Source organism: Pseudomonas sp. GW456-E7 (assembly GCF_059424105.1).
This window is the reverse complement of sequence record NZ_JBWKZB010000013.1, coordinates 69,610-85,913: the sequence shown is the minus strand read 5'-3', so window position 1 is coordinate 85,913 and position 16,304 is coordinate 69,610. Positions and strand designations below refer to the sequence as shown.

Below are 16,304 nucleotides of genomic sequence, written 5' to 3'. Positions count from 1 at the left end.
CAGCGCAATCACGGGAATCAAATATCGGCGTAAGCTCACCACCTACTCTGTAGGAGCTGGCTTGCCAGCGCCTACAGGAACGAGGCAAAGAGGAAATCATGCGTACGATTCTTTTCAGCAGCCAGAACTACGACATCGACAGCTTTCGCGCGGCCGGGCAACCGGCCGGCATCGAGCTGCAATTTCAGCCTGCGCGCCTGAGCCTCGACACGGTAGCAATCGCCCAAGGGTATGAAGCGGTCTGCGCGTTCATCAATGATGACCTCGGCGCGGCAGTGCTCGAGCGGCTGGCCGCTGGAGGCACTCGCCTGATCGCCCTGCGCTCGGCGGGTTACAACCACGTCGACTTGCCAACGGCAAAACGTCTGGGACTGGCCATCGTGCGCGTCCCGGCCTATTCGCCCCACGCCGTGGCCGAACACGCAGTGGCGCTGATCCTCGCACTCAACCGCCGCTTGCCCCGCGCCTACAACCGCACCCGCGAAGGGGATTTCAGGCTGCAAGGGCTGACCGGCTTCGACCTGGTGGGCAAGACGGTCGGCGTGGTCGGCACCGGGCAGATCGGCGCCACCTTCGCCAAAATCATGAACGGTTTTGGCTGCCGGTTACTGGCCTATGACCCCTACCCCAACCCACAGGTCGAAGCCTTGGGCGCGCGCTACCTGAGCCTGCCGCAACTGCTGGCCGAATCACAGATCATCAGCCTGCACTGCCCGCTCAACGAGCAGAGCAAGCACTTGATCAACCGTGAATCACTGGCCCACATGCAGCCGGGCGCAATGCTGATCAATACCGGACGTGGCGGCCTGGTGGACACCCCGGCGCTGATCGACGCGTTGAAAGACGGTCGCCTCGGCTATCTGGGGCTGGACGTGTATGAGGAGGAGGCGCAACTGTTCTTCGAGGACCGTTCCGACCTGCCGTTGCAAGACGATGTGCTGGCCCGGTTGCTGACCTTTCCTAACGTGATCGTCACCGCGCACCAGGCCTTTCTGACCCACGAAGCGCTGGACGCGATTGCCGCCACCACATTGCGCAACATCGCCGCCTGGGTGGCGGGCACGCCGGAAAACCTGGTCACGGGCGACTGAAACGGATCGAAGGTCATCGGCCTGCGCGATGCGGCATGCAAGCCCGTGCTAGCATATCGCGCATATTTGGAGGACCCATGGTCGAACACGATTTCCGCTACAGCCTGATGAACCCGCAACACACCCTCACCGAATGCCGCGCCCTGGTGCCGGGGCGTTATCAGGTCACCGGCAACGGTGGCTCGATTCGCAACAACGACGTGCTGGTCGTGACCCTCAAGGGCGCCAAGGACTTGTCCATGCGCCTGACCGTCGAAACGGTTCGCCACCTGATCAATCCGCCCGGCCAATGGGTCGCGGTGGCCAGCGGCCCGGTGTTCGGCGAACTGGCGATCCATACCTGGCAAGTGAACTGCGACAGCTGCGCCAAAGCGCTGAGCTTCGAGTTCGCCGTCGACGCCAAGCTGGGCAACAAGGCCGAAAAACCTGCCGCCAACGCGCGAATTGCCGAGCTGGGCTGGACCACCGTCGGCGAGAAACACCTGTGCCCGAAATGCCAGGAGCCTGCGTGATGAAACGCCTCGTTCTGAGCGCGATGGCCGGTGCCAGCCTGCTGGGCTGCGCCGCCGAGCCGGTGCAGCTTGAACACAATCGCAGCTACATCCTGGAGTGGATCGGCGAGCGGCCACTGATGGACTACAGCCACCTGACCATCACGCTCGGTGAAGATGGCCGGGCCTACGGCAATGGCGGCTGCAACCACTGGTTCGCGCCGTACACCCTGGAGGGCGACAAACTGACCTTCGGCAAAATCGGCAGCACCCGCAAACTGTGCGCGCCGGCGCTGATGGAGCAGGAAAAACGCTTCCTGCAGGCCCTGGAAAACGTCCAGCGCTGGGACGTCTCCCCGATCGAGCAGATCCGCTTCTGGCCAGCCGAAGGCAAGCCGCTGCGTTGGTGGCTTGAAGAGGGTTGACCCGCAAAAAAGATCGCAGCCTTCGGCAACTCCTACAGGATTAAACGTAAACCTGTAGGAGCTGCCGCAGGCTGCGATCTTTTCTCTCAAGAACAACTCAATTTTTCGCCTGCAACGCCTCAAGCTTCGCCATCACCCCCGCCGCCGTCTGTTCACCCATCAACTGCTCACGCACCTTGCCCTTGTCATCGATGATGTACGTCACCGGCAATGCCTCGCTGCGCGGCAATTCGAACAATTCGGCAGGATCCTGGGCCAACACCGTGAACTTGATCCCCAGTTTCTCGCTCGCGCCCTTCAGTTCCTGCCCCTGGACGTTGTCGAAGTTAACCCCGAACACACCGATTTTCTTGTCCTTGAGTTGCTCGGCCAGGGTGTTCAACTCCGGGATTTCGGTACGGCAGGGTCCGCACCATTCTGCCCAGTAGTTGAGTACCAGCCATTTGCCATCCAGTCGGTCGGAGGCGATCTTTTGGCCGTCCTGGTCGATGCCATAGTCATTCCCGCAGCCCCCCAGCATCAACGCTCCGATGATCGCCAATGCTGCTGCCAGTCGCCTTGTCATGTCGTGTTCCTTGTCAAAAATTGAATGCACCTGCGACCCATCGCCTCTCACGGTTCTGGATTGCGTGCTGCACAGTTAGAATAGCCGCCACCTTACGCAAGATGCGACCCGCTCATGACCGATCTGACGCTTTATCACAACCCGCGCTGCTCGAAATCCCGCGGTGCGCTCGAACTGCTTGAAGCCCGTGGCCTGGCCCCGACCGTGGTGCGTTACCTGGAGACCCCGCTGGACGCCACGCAAATCCAGAGCCTGCTGGGCAAACTAGGGATCAGCGCCCGGCAACTGCTGCGAACCGGCGAGGACGAGTACAAGACCCTCGACCTGGCCGACAGCAGCCTGAGCGAAGCGCAGTTGATTGCCGCCATCGCCGCCCACCCGAAACTGATGGAGCGACCGATTCTCGAAGTCGGTGACAAAGCCGTCATCGGTCGCCCACCGGAGCAGATCCTGGAACTGTTGCCATGAGTGCACCTTACATTCTGGTTCTGTATTACAGCCGCAGCGGCTCGACCAACGAAATGGCCCGGCAGATCGCCCGTGGCGTCGAACAGGCCGGGCTGGAAGCCCGCCTGCGCACGGTGCCGGCGATTTCCACCGACTGCGAAGCCGTTGCGCCGGAGATTCCCGACGAAGGCGCGCTGTATGCCAGCCTCGACGACCTGAAGAACTGCGCCGGCCTGGCACTCGGCAGCCCGACCCGCTTCGGCAACATGGCCGCGCCGCTCAAGTACTTCCTCGACGGCACCAGCAACCTGTGGCTGACCGGCGCCCTGGTGGGTAAACCGGCCGGCGTGTTCACCTCCACCGCGAGCCTGCACGGCGGCCAGGAGACGACCTTGCTGTCGATGATGTTGCCGTTGTTGCACCACGGCATGCTGATCACCGGCCTGCCGTACAGCGAATCGGCACTGCTGGAAACCCAGGGCGGCGGCACGCCATACGGCGCCAGCCACCACGCCGGTGCCGACGGCAAAAGCGGCCTGGATAGCCATGAAGTGGCGCTGTGCCGCGCGCTGGGCATGCGCCTGGCCAAGACTGCACAGAAACTGGAGAGCTGAAGTGGCCAGGAAGCCGAAGATTCTCCCCGCCATTGACTGGCTCGAGCCGCGAGTGCGGGCGATGCGTGTCATCAGCCTGCTGTGCTTTTTGGGGCTGGTGGGCCTTCTCTGCGTCTACTACCTGCTGATCGCCGACCTGCATGGCGCCCGGCCATGGGTGATTCTGCTGATCGAACTGGTGCCACTGCTGATACTGGCGCCGGGCATGATCGTCGGCAGTCCTCGCGGGCATTCATGGATGTGCTTTGTGGTGAACCTGTATTTCATCAAGGGCGCATTGGCCGCTTATGATCCGAACCGACAAATCTTCGGTTTGCTGGAGATGGGCGCAAGCCTGGCGGTGTTTTGCTCGGCACTGTTGTATGTGCGCTGGCGTTATCAGTTGAACCGCAAGCTGGCTGGCGAGGGCGAGACTTCCGTCGCCTGACAGAAAAGATCGCAGCCTTCGGTGTAGCTCCTACAGGGGAATGTGTAAACCTGTAGGAGCTGCCGAAGGCTGCGATCTTTTTGGCCACCCCATCAATGATTCACTGTGTAGGCGAGCATCATCGAAATCTGGCTCATCGGCCGCCCGCCACTTTCCTCATGCCACTGGTTGAACACGTCCTGCACCAACGCCAGGTCGCGCAGACTGCTCGGCACCTTGTCGATGATGTCTTGCGCATTCAGCGCCGCGACCACGTCGTAGCTCGGCACAAAGGTGTCCTTGCCGATCATCCGCAGGAAGCGCGGGGCTGACAGGCCACCCAACTGATGTCCGCGTTTTTTCAGGAAGGTCCAGAGCCCGACGATATCGGTCACCGGCCAGTCGGCGATCAGTTCGCCGAAGCTGCCCTTTTCATGGGCCACGTCCAGTATGAACTGCGCGTTGCGCGGCACACTCTTGAGCTTGCCCAGGTGACGGATGATCCGCGTGTCCTGCATCAGCCGCTCAAGGTGCTCGGCGCTCATCAGCACGACTTTTTCCGGATCGAACCTGAAGAACACTTCTTCGAAGGCTGGCCACTTGGCGTCCACCAGGCTGTGCTTGAGCCCGGCGCGGAATACCCGTAGCGCCATCATCGAGAGGTAGCGATCGTCGCTGATCTTGCGCAATTGCGCCGGGGTTTTGGGAACGGGCAGATGGGCTTCCAGTTCAGCCGCCGAACCGAAACGGTTCAGGCAGTATTCATTGAGCCACTTGTAATCGCGCATGCCCTCTCCAGTAATCTGAAATAAAACGAAAAAACCTGTGGGAGCGAGCTTGCTCGCGATAGCAGTGTGTCATTCAACATTGAAGTCGACTGACATGGCGCAATCGCGAGCAAGCTCGCTCCCACAGTAGTTGTGGTTAGAGGTTGACCACGTTGACGAAGCGCGATGCGGCGCTTTCGTCGATCTTGAGGCTGGTGAAGTCAAACAGGTTGCGGTCCGCCAGTTGCGACGGGATCACGTTCTGCAGGCTGCGGAAAATGCTCTCGGTTCGGCCCGGGGTCTTGCGTTCCCAGTCCTGCAGCATTTCCTTGACCACCTGACGCTGCAGGTTTTCCTGGGAACCACAGAGGTTGCACGGAATGATCGGGAATTGCTTGAAGTCCGAGTAGGCCTGGATGTCTTTTTCGTTGCAGTAGGCCAGCGGGCGAATCACCACGTTTCGACCATCGTCGGCGCGCAGCTTCGGCGGCATGGCCTTGAGCGAACCGTTGAAGAACATGTTCAGGAAGAACGTTTCGACGATGTCGTCGCGGTGGTGACCCAGGGCCATCTTGGTCGCGCCAATCTCATCGGCAAAGGTGTAGAGCGTGCCGCGACGCAGGCGCGAGCACAGCGAGCACGTGGTCTTGCCTTCCGGAATCAGCTCCTTGACCACCGAATACGTGTCTTTCTCGACGATGTGGTACTCGATACCCAGTTCTTTCAGGTAGGCCGGCAGCACGTGCTCCGGGAAGCCCGGCTGCTTCTGATCCATGTTCACGGCCACGATCTCGAACTTGATCGGCGCGACCTTCTGCAAGTGCATCAGCACATCGAGCATGGTGTAGCTGTCCTTGCCACCGGACAGGCAGACCATGACCTTGTCGCCGTCTTCAATCATGTTGAAATCGGCAACCGCCTCACCGGCCTGTCGGCGAAGGCGCTTTTGCAGTTTGTTCTGGTTGACCGTGAGAGTGCCCATGACGCGAAATCCGTGAGGTGTGACGAAAGGCGGGCATTTTACGCAAAAAAACGACCCGTAGGAGCTGCCGAAGGCTGCGATCTTTTGATTTTGATCTTCGATGGCGCTGAAATCATCAAAGATCAAAAGATCGCAGCCTTCGATAGCTTCTACAGACGCAACCGCGATTAGGCCTAGTGTTTACAGCGCGATTTGCTCTAAAGCCCCTGCTCCACCCGGGGAAACTCCTCCCTATACTGCGACATAAGGTCGCTTACATATTTCAGACCTGTGACTTGCTTGGCCGCATTGGCCCGTAGGCGCTCCACTGGGGGGCGACGGTAAAGACAAGAGGAGTGACTGGCATGATCCATCACGTAGTGGGGCTCTTCACCCACCCTGACCAAGAATGGAAAGAAATCCGTGGCGACCAGGAGGAAAGCATCAGCCACATGTACCTGACCCATACGCTGATCCTGGCGGCCATCCCCGCCGTGTCTGCCTTCATTGGCACCACACAGGTCGGCTGGGTCATCGGCAATCGGCCTCCCGTGATGTTGACCGTAGAAAGCGCGATATGGATGACGGTCATGTCGTACCTGGCGATGCTCGGGGGTGTAGCGGTAATGGGCGCATTCATTCACTGGATGGCCCGCACCTATGACGCCAACCCAAGCCTCGCCCGCTGCATTGCGTTTGCAACCTACACCGCGACCCCCTTGTTCATCGGCGGCCTCGCGGCCCTGTACCCGCACTTGTGGCTGGGGATGATCGTCGGCACCGCAGCCATCTGCTACACGGTGTACTTGCTGTATGTGGGCTTACCGACCTTCATGAACATTCCATCTGACGAGGGCTTCCTGTTTTCAAGTTCAGTGCTCGCCGTAGGCCTGGTGGTGCTGGTCGCCATCATGGCGTTCACTGTGATTGTCTGGGGACTCGGCGTGGGGCCGGTCTACACCAACTAGCCGCTCATCACCGAAAATCAGAAATGCCGATAAAGGCCGCCGCGAGGCGGCCTTTTCATTCTTCAGCAACGAGAAAGCCCACGACCATTCGGCAACCTGGTGATTCGCAAGGCCCGAGGGTTGCGGCATACTCGACCGCTCTGGAGATCCATCAAGCATGCCCGAGCAACTCAATTCCCGCGTCGAAGACTGTTTCCAACTAGCCGAATCCTTTTTCAAACGACCTTTCAAGCGCCCCGTGGTGAGCCTCAAGCTGCGCGGGCAAAAAGCCGGTGTCGCGCATTTGCACGAGAACCTGCTGCGCTTCAATCCGCAGCTGTACCGGGAGAATACCGAGGATTTCCTCAAGCAGACCGTGGCCCATGAAGTCGCGCACCTGATCGCCCACCAGCTGTTCGGCGACCGCATCCAGCCCCATGGCGAAGAGTGGCAATTGATCATGCGCGGCGTATACGAACTGCCGCCCAACCGCTGCCACACCTATGACGTCAAACGCCGCAGCGTGACCCGCTACATCTACAAATGCCCGTGCGCCGACAGCGACTTCCCGTTCTCGGCCCAACGCCACAGCCTGGTGCGGCAAGGGCGCCGGTACCTGTGCCGGCGGTGTCGCAACACCTTGGTGTTCAGTGGGGAGATGCGGGTCGAGTAGCGAGATTTGCGGTGGCTGTACTGGCCTCTTCGCGGGCAAGCCCGCTCCCACAGGGGACCTGCGGTATGGCATAGATCCAGTGTGGGAGCGGGCTTGCTCGCGAAGAGGCCGAAGCAGACGCTAGAGAATCACCTTGGCTCGCCGCAATTCAGCAATCCGCTCAGCACCAAACCCCAACTCCCCCAACACCTGATCCGTATGCTGCCCCAGCGCCGCGCCAATATGCCGAGGCTCAGGCAACCCCTCTGAAAACTTCAGCGGACAAGCCATCTGCGCCTGGACCGAACCATCGTCCCGCGGCACGTCGGTCACCAACTCCCGCGCTTGCAACTGCGGATGACACAGTGCTTCTCCCAGGCTCAACACCGGTTCGACGCACGCATCCAGTTCCGCGAACAGCGCACGCAACTCGGCAAAATCATGCTTTTCGAATTCGACCTTCAACGCGTCTTTCAGCTTTTTCTGATGCGCCGGTTGCGGTGACAGGCCCAGGCCAGCCAGTTCCTCCAGCCCCAATGCCGTGCACAACTGCTTCATGAACACCGGCTCCAGGCTGCCCACCGACAGCCAGCGCCCATCCCGAGAGCGGTAGTAATCGTAAAAGCTGCCGCCGTTGAGCACCTGGTTTTCCGGCCCCGGCTCGACGCCACAGGCCAGATATCCGGCACCCGCCAGCGCATTCAGGCTGAACGCGCAGTCGGTCATGCTGACATCCAGGTGCTGGCCCTGACCGGTTTGCTGCCGGGCGATGACCGCCGCCAGCAAGCCAATCACCCCGTGCAGCGAGCCACCGGCGACATCCGCCACCTGCATGCCCAACGGCAGTGGCCCACTGTCGGTTCGGCCGGTGTAACTCGCCAGCCCGGACAAGGCCAGATAGTTGATGTCGTGGCCGGCGCGGTCCTTGTAGGGACCGGTCTGGCCGTAGCCGGTGATCGACACATAAATCAGCTTTGGGTTGATCGCCTTCAGAGCCTCATACCCCAGCCCCAGTCGATCCATGACACCGGGGCGGAATTGCTCCAGCACGATGTCGTAGTCCTGCAACAGATGCTTGATGACATCCAGCGCCTCAGGCTGTTTGAGATCCAGGGCGAGGCTGCGCTTGTTGCGGTTGAGGTAGGCATGACTGGCCGACACCCCTTGATCGTGGGGCGGCAATACTCGCAACAGATCCATGCGGGTCGGTGATTCGATGCGCAACACTTCGGCGCCCATGTCCGCCAGCAGCAACGAAGCGAACGGCCCCGGCAGCAGTGTCGAGAAATCCAGAACCTTGAGTGATGCCAATGGACCGAGCATGAACGTTCTCCCTTAACAATGCCCACAGCCTAGGCAGCCGATCGCTTTGCGGCAATCACCTTATGCGCCACGTGCAGTGACCGTTACGCTCAATCCGCAGGCAACAAAAAACCCGCCGAAGCGGGTTTTTCATCAGGACAAGGCTTACTTGGCGTTAGCCGGGGCTACCTCTTCGACGTGGCCCAAAACATCGTCTTTAGGCTCGTCGGCAATGCCGCGACCGCCCGAAGCCAGTTCGGCTTGCAGCACGTCGGTGTCCAGTTCCTTGACCCATTTGGCCACAACGATGGTCGCCACGGCGTTACCGATCAGGTTGGTCAGGGCACGGGCTTCGGACATGAAACGGTCGATACCGAGGATCAGCGCCAGGCCGGCAACCGGCAGGTGGCCAACGGCGGACAGCGTTGCAGCCAGTACGATGAAACCACTACCGGTCACACCCGCAGCGCCTTTGGAGGACAGCAGCAACACCACCAGCAGGGTGATCTGATGCGTGATGTCCATGGGCGTATCGGTGGCCTGGGCAATGAACACCGCGGCCATGGTCAGGTAGATGGCGGTACCGTCGAGGTTGAACGAATAGCCGGTCGGGATCACCAGGCCTACTACGGATTTCTGTGCACCCAGACGCTCCATCTTGATCAGCATGCGTGGCAGCACCGATTCCGAAGAAGAAGTACCGAGCACGATCAGCAGTTCCTCACGGATGTAGCGGATCATTTTCAGCACGCTGAAGCCGTGCATGCGAGCGATGGAGCCCAGCACGATCAGGATGAACAGCAGGCATGTGATGTAGAAGCACGCCATCAGTTGACCCAGTTGCACCAGCGAGCCGACACCGTAGGCACCAATGGTGAACGCCATGGCACCGAAGGCACCGATAGGCGCGAGCTTCATGATCATGTTGATGATGTTGAACATCACGTGGGCGAAGCGATCGATGAAGTCCAGCAGCGGCTTGCCGTAGGCACCCAGGCGATGCAGGGCGAAACCGAAGATCACCGAGAACATCAGCACTTGCAGGATGTCGCCGGTGGCGAAGGCGCCGACGATGGTGGTCGGGATCACGTTCAGCAGGAAGCCGACGACGCTTTGGTCAGCACCGGCTGCAACATAAGTGGCAATCTTGGAGGCATCGAGGGTGGCGACGTCGATGTGCATGCCATTGCCCGGCTGCACGATGTTGACCACGACCAGACCGACCAGCAAGGCAATGGTCGACACGATCTCGAAGTACAGCAGCGCGTAGCCACCTGTCTTGCCGACCGACTTCATGTTCTGCATGCCGGCGATGCCGCTGACAACGGTACAGAAGATGATCGGGGCGATGATCATTTTGATCAACTTGATGAACCCGTCGCCCAGTGGCTTAACGGCCACACCGAGCTGTGGATAGTAGTGGCCGAGAGCGATACCGATGACAATTGCAACGATCACCTGGAAATACAGGGATTTGTACAGTGGCTGACGAGTCGTCATTGCAAAGTTCCTCAAGGGTGCCCGGTGACAACATCCATCTGTTGCCCGCAACACCGCAATTGCGAACCCTCCTGCACTGGAGGGATTTGTTTTTTCGAGCTGCGCAACGGCAGGCCTCTGCACGTTGTATCGCAAGGCCCGTGCCACCTTCCGTAAAATACCTGCAAGCCTTTTGATATCAGGGGTCGCAGCAAATTCCCTGTCACCGGACGGTTACATGCATGTGGCGGATTTCCGCCCTTCCACTAAAAGTCGTCCTGCAATTTGGCGGATATCCGCCCTGTTCATGCCCGCAGCGCGCAGCTACCATCCGTCGCTCAACGGTCAGATCTGCTGCCATGCGCGAACGCACCATCGCCAGTCATTTCGCCCGCGCCGTTCTCGGGGGGGCGCGTCGACACGGCTACGACTACTCGAGACTGCTGCAACAACTGGGAATCAGCCCCGAGCTGCTGGACGAACCGCGGGCGCGCATCGCTCCGGAGCAGTTCACCCAATTGATCAAGGCCTTGTGGCTGGCACTGGACGACGAGTACCTGGGTTTTGGGCAAGCCCCGAGCAAACCGGGTAGCTTCGCGATGATGTGTCATGCCGTCATCCACTGCCGCAATCTGGATAAGGCACTCAATCGCGGCTTATTGTTTTATAGCCTATTCCCCGGGGCTCCGCGTTTGACCCTGACTCACGAGGACGAATGGGTCCGCCTGAGCCTGGACGACTCGCAGCTTTGGGACCCGGACCACTTTCTGACCGAGGCTCTGCTGGTGATCTGGCACCGTTTCGGCAGCTGGCTGATCGGCCAGCGCATTCGCCTGGAACAGGCCACGTTCAGCTACCCGCGACCGGAACACGGTGCCGAGTACGACCTGCTGTTTTCCTGCCCGCTTGAGTTTTCACGCCCCCAGAGCAGCCTGTTGTTTCACAGCCGCTACCTGGCCATGCCGCTGTTGCAGGATGAGCGCACCCTCAAGCATTTTCTTGAGCACTCCCCGGCCAACCTGCTTTCGCGTCCGGATGACGGCGACAGCCTGAGCAGCCGCTTGCGGCGCTTACTCAGCCGCGACAGTTCACGCTGGCCCGACCTGGAAGCCGTGGCCGCGCACTTGCACATCAGCCCGCAAACCTTGCGCCGGCATTTGCGCGAAGAGGGATCGAGCTTTCAGGAATTGAAGGACCAGTTGCGCCGGGACATCGCGATTTACCACCTGAGCCGCGCTGACCTGTCGTTGCAACAGATCGCCGAGCAATTGGGGTTTTCCGAACCGTCGGCGTTTCACCGGGCGTTCAAGAAGTGGACCGGGCTGACACCGGGGGCTTATCGGGCGCAGGAACACTGAATTTCCAGGCCGATTTTTTTGCTGTCTTCACTGGCCTCTTCGCGAGCAGGCTCGCTCCCACAATTAATCAGTGTCGTTCACAAAAAAGTGTTCACCGCTAATCCCTGTGGGAGCGAGCCTGCTCGCGATGGCGTCCGATAAAACACCGCTAAACCACCGGAAAATGAATGCGGAACGCCGCCCCGCCCATCGGTGAATCACCCAGGGTCAGCTGGGCGCTGTAGCTCTCGATGATGTCCTTGACCACCGCCAGGCCGATGCCCTGTCCCGGATGCTGACGGTCCAGCCGCTCGCCGCGCTCGAGAATCCGTGCGCGCTGATCCAGCGGTACGCCGGGGCCGTCGTCCTCGACACACAACTCGGTGCCGCTGAGGGTTTCACGCACGCTGATGCGTATTTCGCCGAGGCACAGCCGATAGGCGTTTTCCAGCAGGTTACCCATCATTTCCAGTAAAGCGCCCTGCTCGATCGGTACATGGCACGGGTCGGGCAGGTCGAACGCGACGTGCACGCGCTTGTCGCGATAGACCTTGTCCAGCGTGTCGCACAGACTTTTCAACACCGGGTGCAAGTGCACCTGATGACGTACCAGACCGCTCTTGCGCAAGCTGGCGCGCTGCAACTGGTAGCTGATCTGCTGGCTCATGCGCTCGATCTGGGTTTGCAGCACCCAGGCCTGATCGCGATCCTCGGGACGCTGGGCCATGTCTTCACTGACGCCCTGCAACACCGCCAGCGGCGTTTTCAGGCTATGGGCCAGGTCGTCGAGGGAATCACGGTAGCGACTGCGCTGCTCACGTTCACTGTGCAGCAAACGGTTGAGGGAACCGGTCAGGCGCAGCAATTCCCGGGGATGTTCCTCGCTGAGGCTTTCGCGGGTGCCACCTTCGATCTGGTCCAGCTCCTGACTCAAGCGTCGCAACGCCTGCAAGCCCCAGGTCAGGCCGATCCACAGTAACGCCAACAGCACCAGCAGTGCCGCACCAAAACCCAGATAGAGATTTTCCCGCAAGCCTTCGAGGGTCAGTTCGTACTCGCGAACCGGCTGCAACGCCACGATGCTGAAGGCTGCACTTTTGCCGCCGAGCAACTTGACCTCGACGTCGTAGACGAAGAATTCCTGGCCGTTGGCTTCGCGGATCCGCGCAAACTCGCTACCACGTCCGTCATAGCGTGGCTTGTAATTGATGCGTTCTTCCCGGGTCGCCTTTGAGCGCCAGACCAGGCGCCCTTCACGGTCATAGATATAGCCGAGCAGTCGGCTATCGGTGAGATTGAAGCGCTCGTCGGGCAATTGCGCCGGCATCTGCAGGCTGTTGTTCTCGACTCGAGCGGCGGAGATCAACGTGGTCACGTCCGATGCCAGACGCTGCTCGATGGAGTCCTGCAACGCCAGGCTGAAGGCACCCTGCATCGCCGGCAGCAACGCCAGCATGAACAACACCGCCAACAGCGTGGCGGCGAGCATCAAGCGAATGCGCAGCGAACGGATCAAGTGCAACGCTCATTGAACAGGTAGCCAAGGCCGCGCACGGTGTCGATTGGCTTGAAGCCGCCCGGCCCCTCCAGTTTGCGGCGCAGACGGCCGACCAGCACCTCGATCACATTCGGATCACGCTCGTCGTCATCCGGGTAGAGCTGTTCCATCAAGCGGTCCTTGGGCACCACTTGCTGATGGTGGCGCATCAGGTATTCGAGAATGCGGTACTCATACGCGGTCAGTGCCAGCGGCTGTTCGTCGAGGGACGCCTGCTTGCGATTGAGATCCAGCAGCAAGGGACCGGCAACGATGGTCGACTGGGTGAAACCGCTGGAGCGGCGCAGCAAGGCGTTCAGGCGAGCTTCCAGCTCTTCGAACTGGAACGGCTTGACCACGTAATCGTCGGCACCGGCGGCCAGGCCTTCGACCTTGTCCTGCCAGTTGCCGCGCGCAGTGAGGATCAGGATCGGGAAGGTCTTGCCACCTGAACGCAACTGGCGAATCAGGTCGAGCCCGCTCATGCCCGGCAGACCGAGGTCGATCACCGCCAGGTCAAAGTTGAATTGCGCGGTCTGGTACAGCGCCTCCTCGGCGTTGGCCACGGACTCGACCACATGGCCGCTCTCCGTCAGGCGGGTTTTCAGGTGATGACGCAGCAACGCTTCATCTTCGACGACCAGCAGTTTCATAACGCTCTCCCGGGCAAATCAACATCTCCAGAGGCGCAACGTCGCACCTCAATAGCTAACATGGCTACGCCGGATCAGTCACTCGGACTGATCCGGCGCAGGCCGCTCACGAAACGCTTGTCAGAAAGCGTAGTTGGCGGACAGGTAGGTCTGGGCGCTGCTGGTCAGGTCCAGCGAACCCAGCTTGCTGCCACCGCGCTCGCTCATCTCGGTGCTGGCGTTGCTGCGCAGGTAACGGTAACCCAGTTCAACCGAGGTGTTCTGCGAAACCTGTTGCAGCACACCCACCTGGCCACCGATGGCGTAGCCGATATTGCTGTCGCGGCTGAAGCCTGGTGACTCCTGGGTCATTTTGGTCAGGCCCGCCGTGGCGCCGCCGAACAATTTGGTGCTGCCACCCACCGGGTAGAACAGATCGTAGCTGCCCAGGAGGTTTTCCTGACGCAGTTTAATGCCGTTGTGCGAGCCCGACACGTTGTCGTAAGTGGCGTAGTAACGGCCCTGATTATTCTGCTGGCCCAGACGAACACCCCAGGTGGTGTCCTTGCCGATCACACCATCGGCGTTCGGGTGATTGAGGTTGTCGTTCAGGGCGTGGGATTTTTTGATCTTGTCGCTGGTCTGTCCAAGAGTAAGGCTGGCGAAGTTGTCGTTGGAGGCGAAGGCTGCGGTGCTTGCGCCCAGAACCGTGAATGCCAGAAGCAGTTTTTTGAATGCAGTCATTGGGGAATTTCCTTATGTGCCGTTTGTTTTTGGGGTACGAGGCAAGGTTACGCACCGCGCCCTGAACTCCCCCTGAACGCACTCTGAACCTGGGCTGAACCGCCCTTTCCCGAATGTTTCGACACGTTTCAACAGGAGATCCGACCATGCGCATGTTCTTCGCTGTCTTCCTGCTGGCCTTGAGCGGGCTCAGCCAGGCTGCCATCCAGACCCGGGAAATCCCCTACCAAAGTGCCGACGGCACGAAAATGATGGGCTACTACGCCTACGACGACACCCTCAAGGGCCCGCGCCCCGGGGTCGTGGTGGTGCATGAGTTCTGGGGCCTGAACGACTACGCCAAGCGCCGCGCCCGGGATCTCGCCGGCCTGGGCTACAGCGCCCTGGCCATCGACATGTACGGTGACGGCAAAAATACCGAGCACCCCAAAGACGCCATGGCCTTCATGCAAGCCGTGGCAAAAGACAGTGCCGTGTCGAGCGCGAGGTTTCAGGCCGGGCTCGACCTGTTGAAAAAACAACCGCAGACCGATCCGCATAAAATAGCCGCCATCGGCTACTGCTTCGGCGGTGCCGTGGTGCTCAATGCCGCCAGACAGGGCGTGCCATTGGCAGGCGTGGTGAGTTTCCATGGCGCGTTGGCGACCCAGACGCCGGCAACGCCGGGCAGCGTCAAGGCGAAGATTCTGGTGGAACACGGGGCGCTGGACAGCATCGTCACCCCGGAAAACATCACGGCTTTCAAGAGCGAGATGGACAAGGCCGGCGCCGACTACACATTCGTCAGCCTCGACGGCGCCAAGCATGGGTTCACCAATCCGGATGCCGATCGGTTGAGCCATGGCGATCATGGCGGACCGGACATTGGCTACAACAAGGCCGCCGATGAAAAATCGTGGGCGGACATGCAGGCGTTCTTCAAAAAGATCTTTGGCTGAACCGGTAGACCGCTTCGCGAGCAGGCTCGCTCCCACAGGAATTGTGCAAGCGACACAAATCCACTGTGGGAGCGAGCCTGCTCGCGAAGGCGGCAACACCAATCTGAAGCTTTGCACTACCCAGACCCAATGCAACCCGGCAAAATGCCGACATGAATCCAGCACTGCCCGCCTGCTGCACCCCCCTCGATGACCACTGGCCGCTGCCGTTCGTGCTGCCCGATACGGTCCTGTTGAGCACTCACTTCGATAGCGCCCGACTGGCCAGCGATGACTTTCAGCGCAGTGCTGTGGAAGTGCCGGCGAGCATTCAGCGCTCTGTCGCCAAACGGCAGGCGGAGTTTCTCGCCGGGCGGGTGTGTGCCCGGGCCGCGTTACAGCGCCTGGAAGGCTTGAGCGTCATTCCGGCCATTGGTGAAGACCGGGCACCGGTCTGGCCTGCTCATATCACGGGTTCGATCACCCATAGCACGGGCCGGGCCGCGGCGATTGTCGCGAACAAAAGCCATTGGCGCGGCTTGGGCATGGACCTGGAAAACCTGCTCAATGTCGAACGCGCCGAACGCCTGGCCGGGGAAATCCTCAACCCGCCGGAGCTACAGCGCATGGCGCTTGGCCCTCGCGAGCAACGGGCGTTGCTGGTGACCCTGACGTTCTCGGTCAAGGAAAGCCTGTTCAAGGCACTCTATCCGATCGTTCAGCAACGGTTTTATTTCGAACACGCCGAAGTGCTGGAATGGCGTGAGTCGGGTGAGGTGCGGTTGCGACTGCTCACGGATTTGTCCCGCGAATGGCGCAACGGCACCGAGCTGGATGCGCAGTTCGGGGTCAAGGATGGGCAGTTGTTGAGTCTGGTCAGTATCAAGGCCTGAGGTTTTTCGGCGCCTGTCAGGCCCTCATCGCGAGCAGGCTCGCTCCCACATTGGATCTAGGTCACACCACAAATCCCTGTGGGAGCGAGCCTGCTCG

General features: G+C 60.4%; 19 protein-coding genes. 11 read left to right on the top strand and 8 right to left on the bottom strand.

Translation table 11 applies throughout. The features are described from left to right. The first annotated feature begins 98 nt into the window (after window positions 1–98). From AC07YV_RS11295 to AC07YV_RS11285, 3 genes are all read left to right on the top strand, one after another. The gene (locus tag AC07YV_RS11295) at window positions 99–1,091 is read left to right on the top strand and encodes a 2-hydroxyacid dehydrogenase (protein ID WP_102699786.1); all 993 of its coding nucleotides are present in this window, start codon (window positions 99–101) and stop codon (window positions 1,089–1,091) included. Window positions 1,092–1,168: 77 nt separating this feature from the next. Continuing rightward, window positions 1,169–1,603 carry a hypothetical protein gene (locus AC07YV_RS11290; RefSeq protein ID WP_102699787.1) on the top strand — a complete coding sequence of 145 codons (435 nt, stop codon included), beginning with the start codon at window positions 1,169–1,171 and terminating at the stop codon, window positions 1,601–1,603. Further along, a complete protein-coding gene (locus AC07YV_RS11285; RefSeq protein ID WP_102699788.1) occupies window positions 1,603–2,007 on the top strand; it encodes an META domain-containing protein in 405 nt (134 codons plus the stop codon). The genes AC07YV_RS11290 and AC07YV_RS11285 overlap by 1 nt, the downstream gene beginning before the upstream one ends. A 97-nt stretch (window positions 2,008–2,104) precedes the next feature. Here AC07YV_RS11285 and AC07YV_RS11280 read toward each other — a convergent pair whose 3' ends face one another. Continuing rightward, window positions 2,105–2,572 carry a TlpA disulfide reductase family protein gene (locus AC07YV_RS11280; protein ID WP_102699789.1) on the bottom strand — a complete coding sequence of 156 codons (468 nt, stop codon included), beginning with the start codon at window positions 2,570–2,572 and terminating at the stop codon, window positions 2,105–2,107. 114 nt (window positions 2,573–2,686) lie between these two features. Here AC07YV_RS11280 and arsC point away from each other — a divergent pair, with 114 nt between their 5' ends. From arsC to AC07YV_RS11265, 3 genes are read left to right on the top strand one after another with little or no spacing between them, the layout of a single operon-like run. Next, window positions 2,687–3,040, top strand: a complete 354-nt coding sequence (gene arsC / locus AC07YV_RS11275; RefSeq protein ID WP_102699790.1) for an arsenate reductase (glutaredoxin) — start codon at window positions 2,687–2,689, stop codon at window positions 3,038–3,040. Further along, entirely contained in the window at window positions 3,037–3,633 is a 597-nt protein-coding gene (wrbA, locus tag AC07YV_RS11270; RefSeq protein ID WP_102699791.1) for an NAD(P)H:quinone oxidoreductase, read from the top strand. Before arsC ends, wrbA begins: the two co-directional genes overlap by 4 nt. A gap of 1 nt (window position 3,634) precedes the next feature. Then, complete coding sequence (locus AC07YV_RS11265; RefSeq protein ID WP_102699792.1) at window positions 3,635–4,060, top strand: DUF2069 domain-containing protein; 426 nt, start codon at window positions 3,635–3,637, stop codon at window positions 4,058–4,060. 92 nt (window positions 4,061–4,152) lie between these two features. Here the strand turns inward: AC07YV_RS11265 and AC07YV_RS11260 are convergent, their stop codons facing one another. Both AC07YV_RS11260 and ttcA read right to left on the bottom strand, forming a co-directional pair. Further along, window positions 4,153–4,827, bottom strand: a complete 675-nt coding sequence (locus tag AC07YV_RS11260) for a DNA-3-methyladenine glycosylase I (protein ID WP_102699793.1) — start codon at window positions 4,825–4,827, stop codon at window positions 4,153–4,155. A 136-nt stretch (window positions 4,828–4,963) separates the two neighbouring features. Further along, window positions 4,964–5,788, bottom strand: coding sequence for a tRNA 2-thiocytidine(32) synthetase TtcA (gene ttcA / locus AC07YV_RS11255; protein WP_015096458.1), 825 nt, complete (start codon window positions 5,786–5,788; stop codon window positions 4,964–4,966). Window positions 5,789–6,132: 344 nt separating this feature from the next. Between ttcA and AC07YV_RS11250 the strand changes: the two genes are divergently transcribed. After that, complete coding sequence (locus AC07YV_RS11250; RefSeq protein WP_015096459.1) at window positions 6,133–6,735, top strand: Yip1 family protein; 603 nt, start codon at window positions 6,133–6,135, stop codon at window positions 6,733–6,735. 157 nt (window positions 6,736–6,892) lie between these two features. After that, the gene (locus AC07YV_RS11245; RefSeq protein ID WP_007980095.1) at window positions 6,893–7,387 is read left to right on the top strand and encodes a SprT family zinc-dependent metalloprotease; all 495 of its coding nucleotides are present in this window, start codon (window positions 6,893–6,895) and stop codon (window positions 7,385–7,387) included. Between the two features lie 120 nt (window positions 7,388–7,507). On the opposite strand, the gene AC07YV_RS11240 is transcribed toward AC07YV_RS11245, so the two are convergent. Together AC07YV_RS11240 and AC07YV_RS11235 are read right to left on the bottom strand one after the other, a co-directional pair. Then, window positions 7,508–8,689, bottom strand: coding sequence for a CaiB/BaiF CoA transferase family protein (locus AC07YV_RS11240; protein ID WP_102699794.1), 1,182 nt, complete (start codon window positions 8,687–8,689; stop codon window positions 7,508–7,510). 144 nt (window positions 8,690–8,833) lie between these two features. Next, window positions 8,834–10,168, bottom strand: coding sequence for a dicarboxylate/amino acid:cation symporter (locus AC07YV_RS11235; RefSeq protein ID WP_102699795.1), 1,335 nt, complete (start codon window positions 10,166–10,168; stop codon window positions 8,834–8,836). A gap of 338 nt (window positions 10,169–10,506) precedes the next feature. Here AC07YV_RS11235 and AC07YV_RS11230 point away from each other — a divergent pair, with 338 nt between their 5' ends. Continuing rightward, complete coding sequence (locus AC07YV_RS11230; RefSeq protein WP_102699796.1) at window positions 10,507–11,505, top strand: AraC family transcriptional regulator; 999 nt, start codon at window positions 10,507–10,509, stop codon at window positions 11,503–11,505. A 148-nt stretch (window positions 11,506–11,653) separates the two neighbouring features. On the opposite strand, the gene AC07YV_RS11225 is transcribed toward AC07YV_RS11230, so the two are convergent. From AC07YV_RS11225 to AC07YV_RS11215, 3 genes are all read right to left on the bottom strand, one after another. Beyond that, a complete protein-coding gene (locus AC07YV_RS11225) occupies window positions 11,654–13,000 on the bottom strand; it encodes an ATP-binding protein (RefSeq protein WP_102699797.1) in 1,347 nt (448 codons plus the stop codon). Next, on the bottom strand, window positions 12,997–13,674 hold the full coding sequence (locus AC07YV_RS11220) for a response regulator transcription factor (RefSeq protein WP_007980106.1): 678 nt from the start codon (window positions 13,672–13,674) through the stop codon (window positions 12,997–12,999). Before AC07YV_RS11220 ends, AC07YV_RS11225 begins: the two co-directional genes overlap by 4 nt. A 120-nt stretch (window positions 13,675–13,794) precedes the next feature. Then, window positions 13,795–14,397, bottom strand: a complete 603-nt coding sequence (locus AC07YV_RS11215; protein WP_102699798.1) for a hypothetical protein — start codon at window positions 14,395–14,397, stop codon at window positions 13,795–13,797. A gap of 146 nt (window positions 14,398–14,543) precedes the next feature. Between AC07YV_RS11215 and AC07YV_RS11210 the strand changes: the two genes are divergently transcribed. Both AC07YV_RS11210 and AC07YV_RS11205 read left to right on the top strand, forming a co-directional pair. Continuing rightward, a complete protein-coding gene (locus AC07YV_RS11210; RefSeq protein WP_102699799.1) occupies window positions 14,544–15,335 on the top strand; it encodes a dienelactone hydrolase family protein in 792 nt (263 codons plus the stop codon). 152 nt (window positions 15,336–15,487) lie between these two features. Continuing rightward, a complete protein-coding gene (locus AC07YV_RS11205; RefSeq protein WP_102699801.1) occupies window positions 15,488–16,207 on the top strand; it encodes a 4'-phosphopantetheinyl transferase family protein in 720 nt (239 codons plus the stop codon). Window positions 16,208–16,304: the final 97 nt, after the last annotated feature.

Bases quoted from the DNA above. Each gene is read 5' to 3' on its own strand.
- AC07YV_RS11295 (WP_102699786.1), top strand. From the start codon at position 99: ATGCGTACGATTCTTTTCAGCAGCCAGAACTACGACATCGACAGCTTT.
- AC07YV_RS11290 (WP_102699787.1), top strand. From the start codon at position 1,169: ATGGTCGAACACGATTTCCGCTACAGCCTGATGAACCCGCAACACACC.
- AC07YV_RS11285 (WP_102699788.1), top strand. From the start codon at position 1,603: ATGAAACGCCTCGTTCTGAGCGCGATGGCCGGTGCCAGCCTGCTGGGC.
- AC07YV_RS11280 (WP_102699789.1), bottom strand. From the start codon at position 2,572: ATGACAAGGCGACTGGCAGCAGCATTGGCGATCATCGGAGCGTTGATG.
- arsC (WP_102699790.1), top strand. From the start codon at position 2,687: ATGACCGATCTGACGCTTTATCACAACCCGCGCTGCTCGAAATCCCGC.
- wrbA (WP_102699791.1), top strand. From the start codon at position 3,037: ATGAGTGCACCTTACATTCTGGTTCTGTATTACAGCCGCAGCGGCTCG.
- AC07YV_RS11260 (WP_102699793.1), bottom strand. From the start codon at position 4,827: ATGCGCGATTACAAGTGGCTCAATGAATACTGCCTGAACCGTTTCGGT.
- ttcA (WP_015096458.1), bottom strand. From the start codon at position 5,788: ATGGGCACTCTCACGGTCAACCAGAACAAACTGCAAAAGCGCCTTCGC.
- AC07YV_RS11250 (WP_015096459.1), top strand. From the start codon at position 6,133: ATGATCCATCACGTAGTGGGGCTCTTCACCCACCCTGACCAAGAATGG.
- AC07YV_RS11245 (WP_007980095.1), top strand. From the start codon at position 6,893: ATGCCCGAGCAACTCAATTCCCGCGTCGAAGACTGTTTCCAACTAGCC.
- AC07YV_RS11240 (WP_102699794.1), bottom strand. From the start codon at position 8,689: ATGCTCGGTCCATTGGCATCACTCAAGGTTCTGGATTTCTCGACACTG.
- AC07YV_RS11235 (WP_102699795.1), bottom strand. From the start codon at position 10,168: ATGACGACTCGTCAGCCACTGTACAAATCCCTGTATTTCCAGGTGATC.
- AC07YV_RS11230 (WP_102699796.1), top strand. From the start codon at position 10,507: ATGCGCGAACGCACCATCGCCAGTCATTTCGCCCGCGCCGTTCTCGGG.
- AC07YV_RS11220 (WP_007980106.1), bottom strand. From the start codon at position 13,674: ATGAAACTGCTGGTCGTCGAAGATGAAGCGTTGCTGCGTCATCACCTG.
- AC07YV_RS11215 (WP_102699798.1), bottom strand. From the start codon at position 14,397: ATGACTGCATTCAAAAAACTGCTTCTGGCATTCACGGTTCTGGGCGCA.
- AC07YV_RS11210 (WP_102699799.1), top strand. From the start codon at position 14,544: ATGCGCATGTTCTTCGCTGTCTTCCTGCTGGCCTTGAGCGGGCTCAGC.
- AC07YV_RS11205 (WP_102699801.1), top strand. From the start codon at position 15,488: ATGAATCCAGCACTGCCCGCCTGCTGCACCCCCCTCGATGACCACTGG.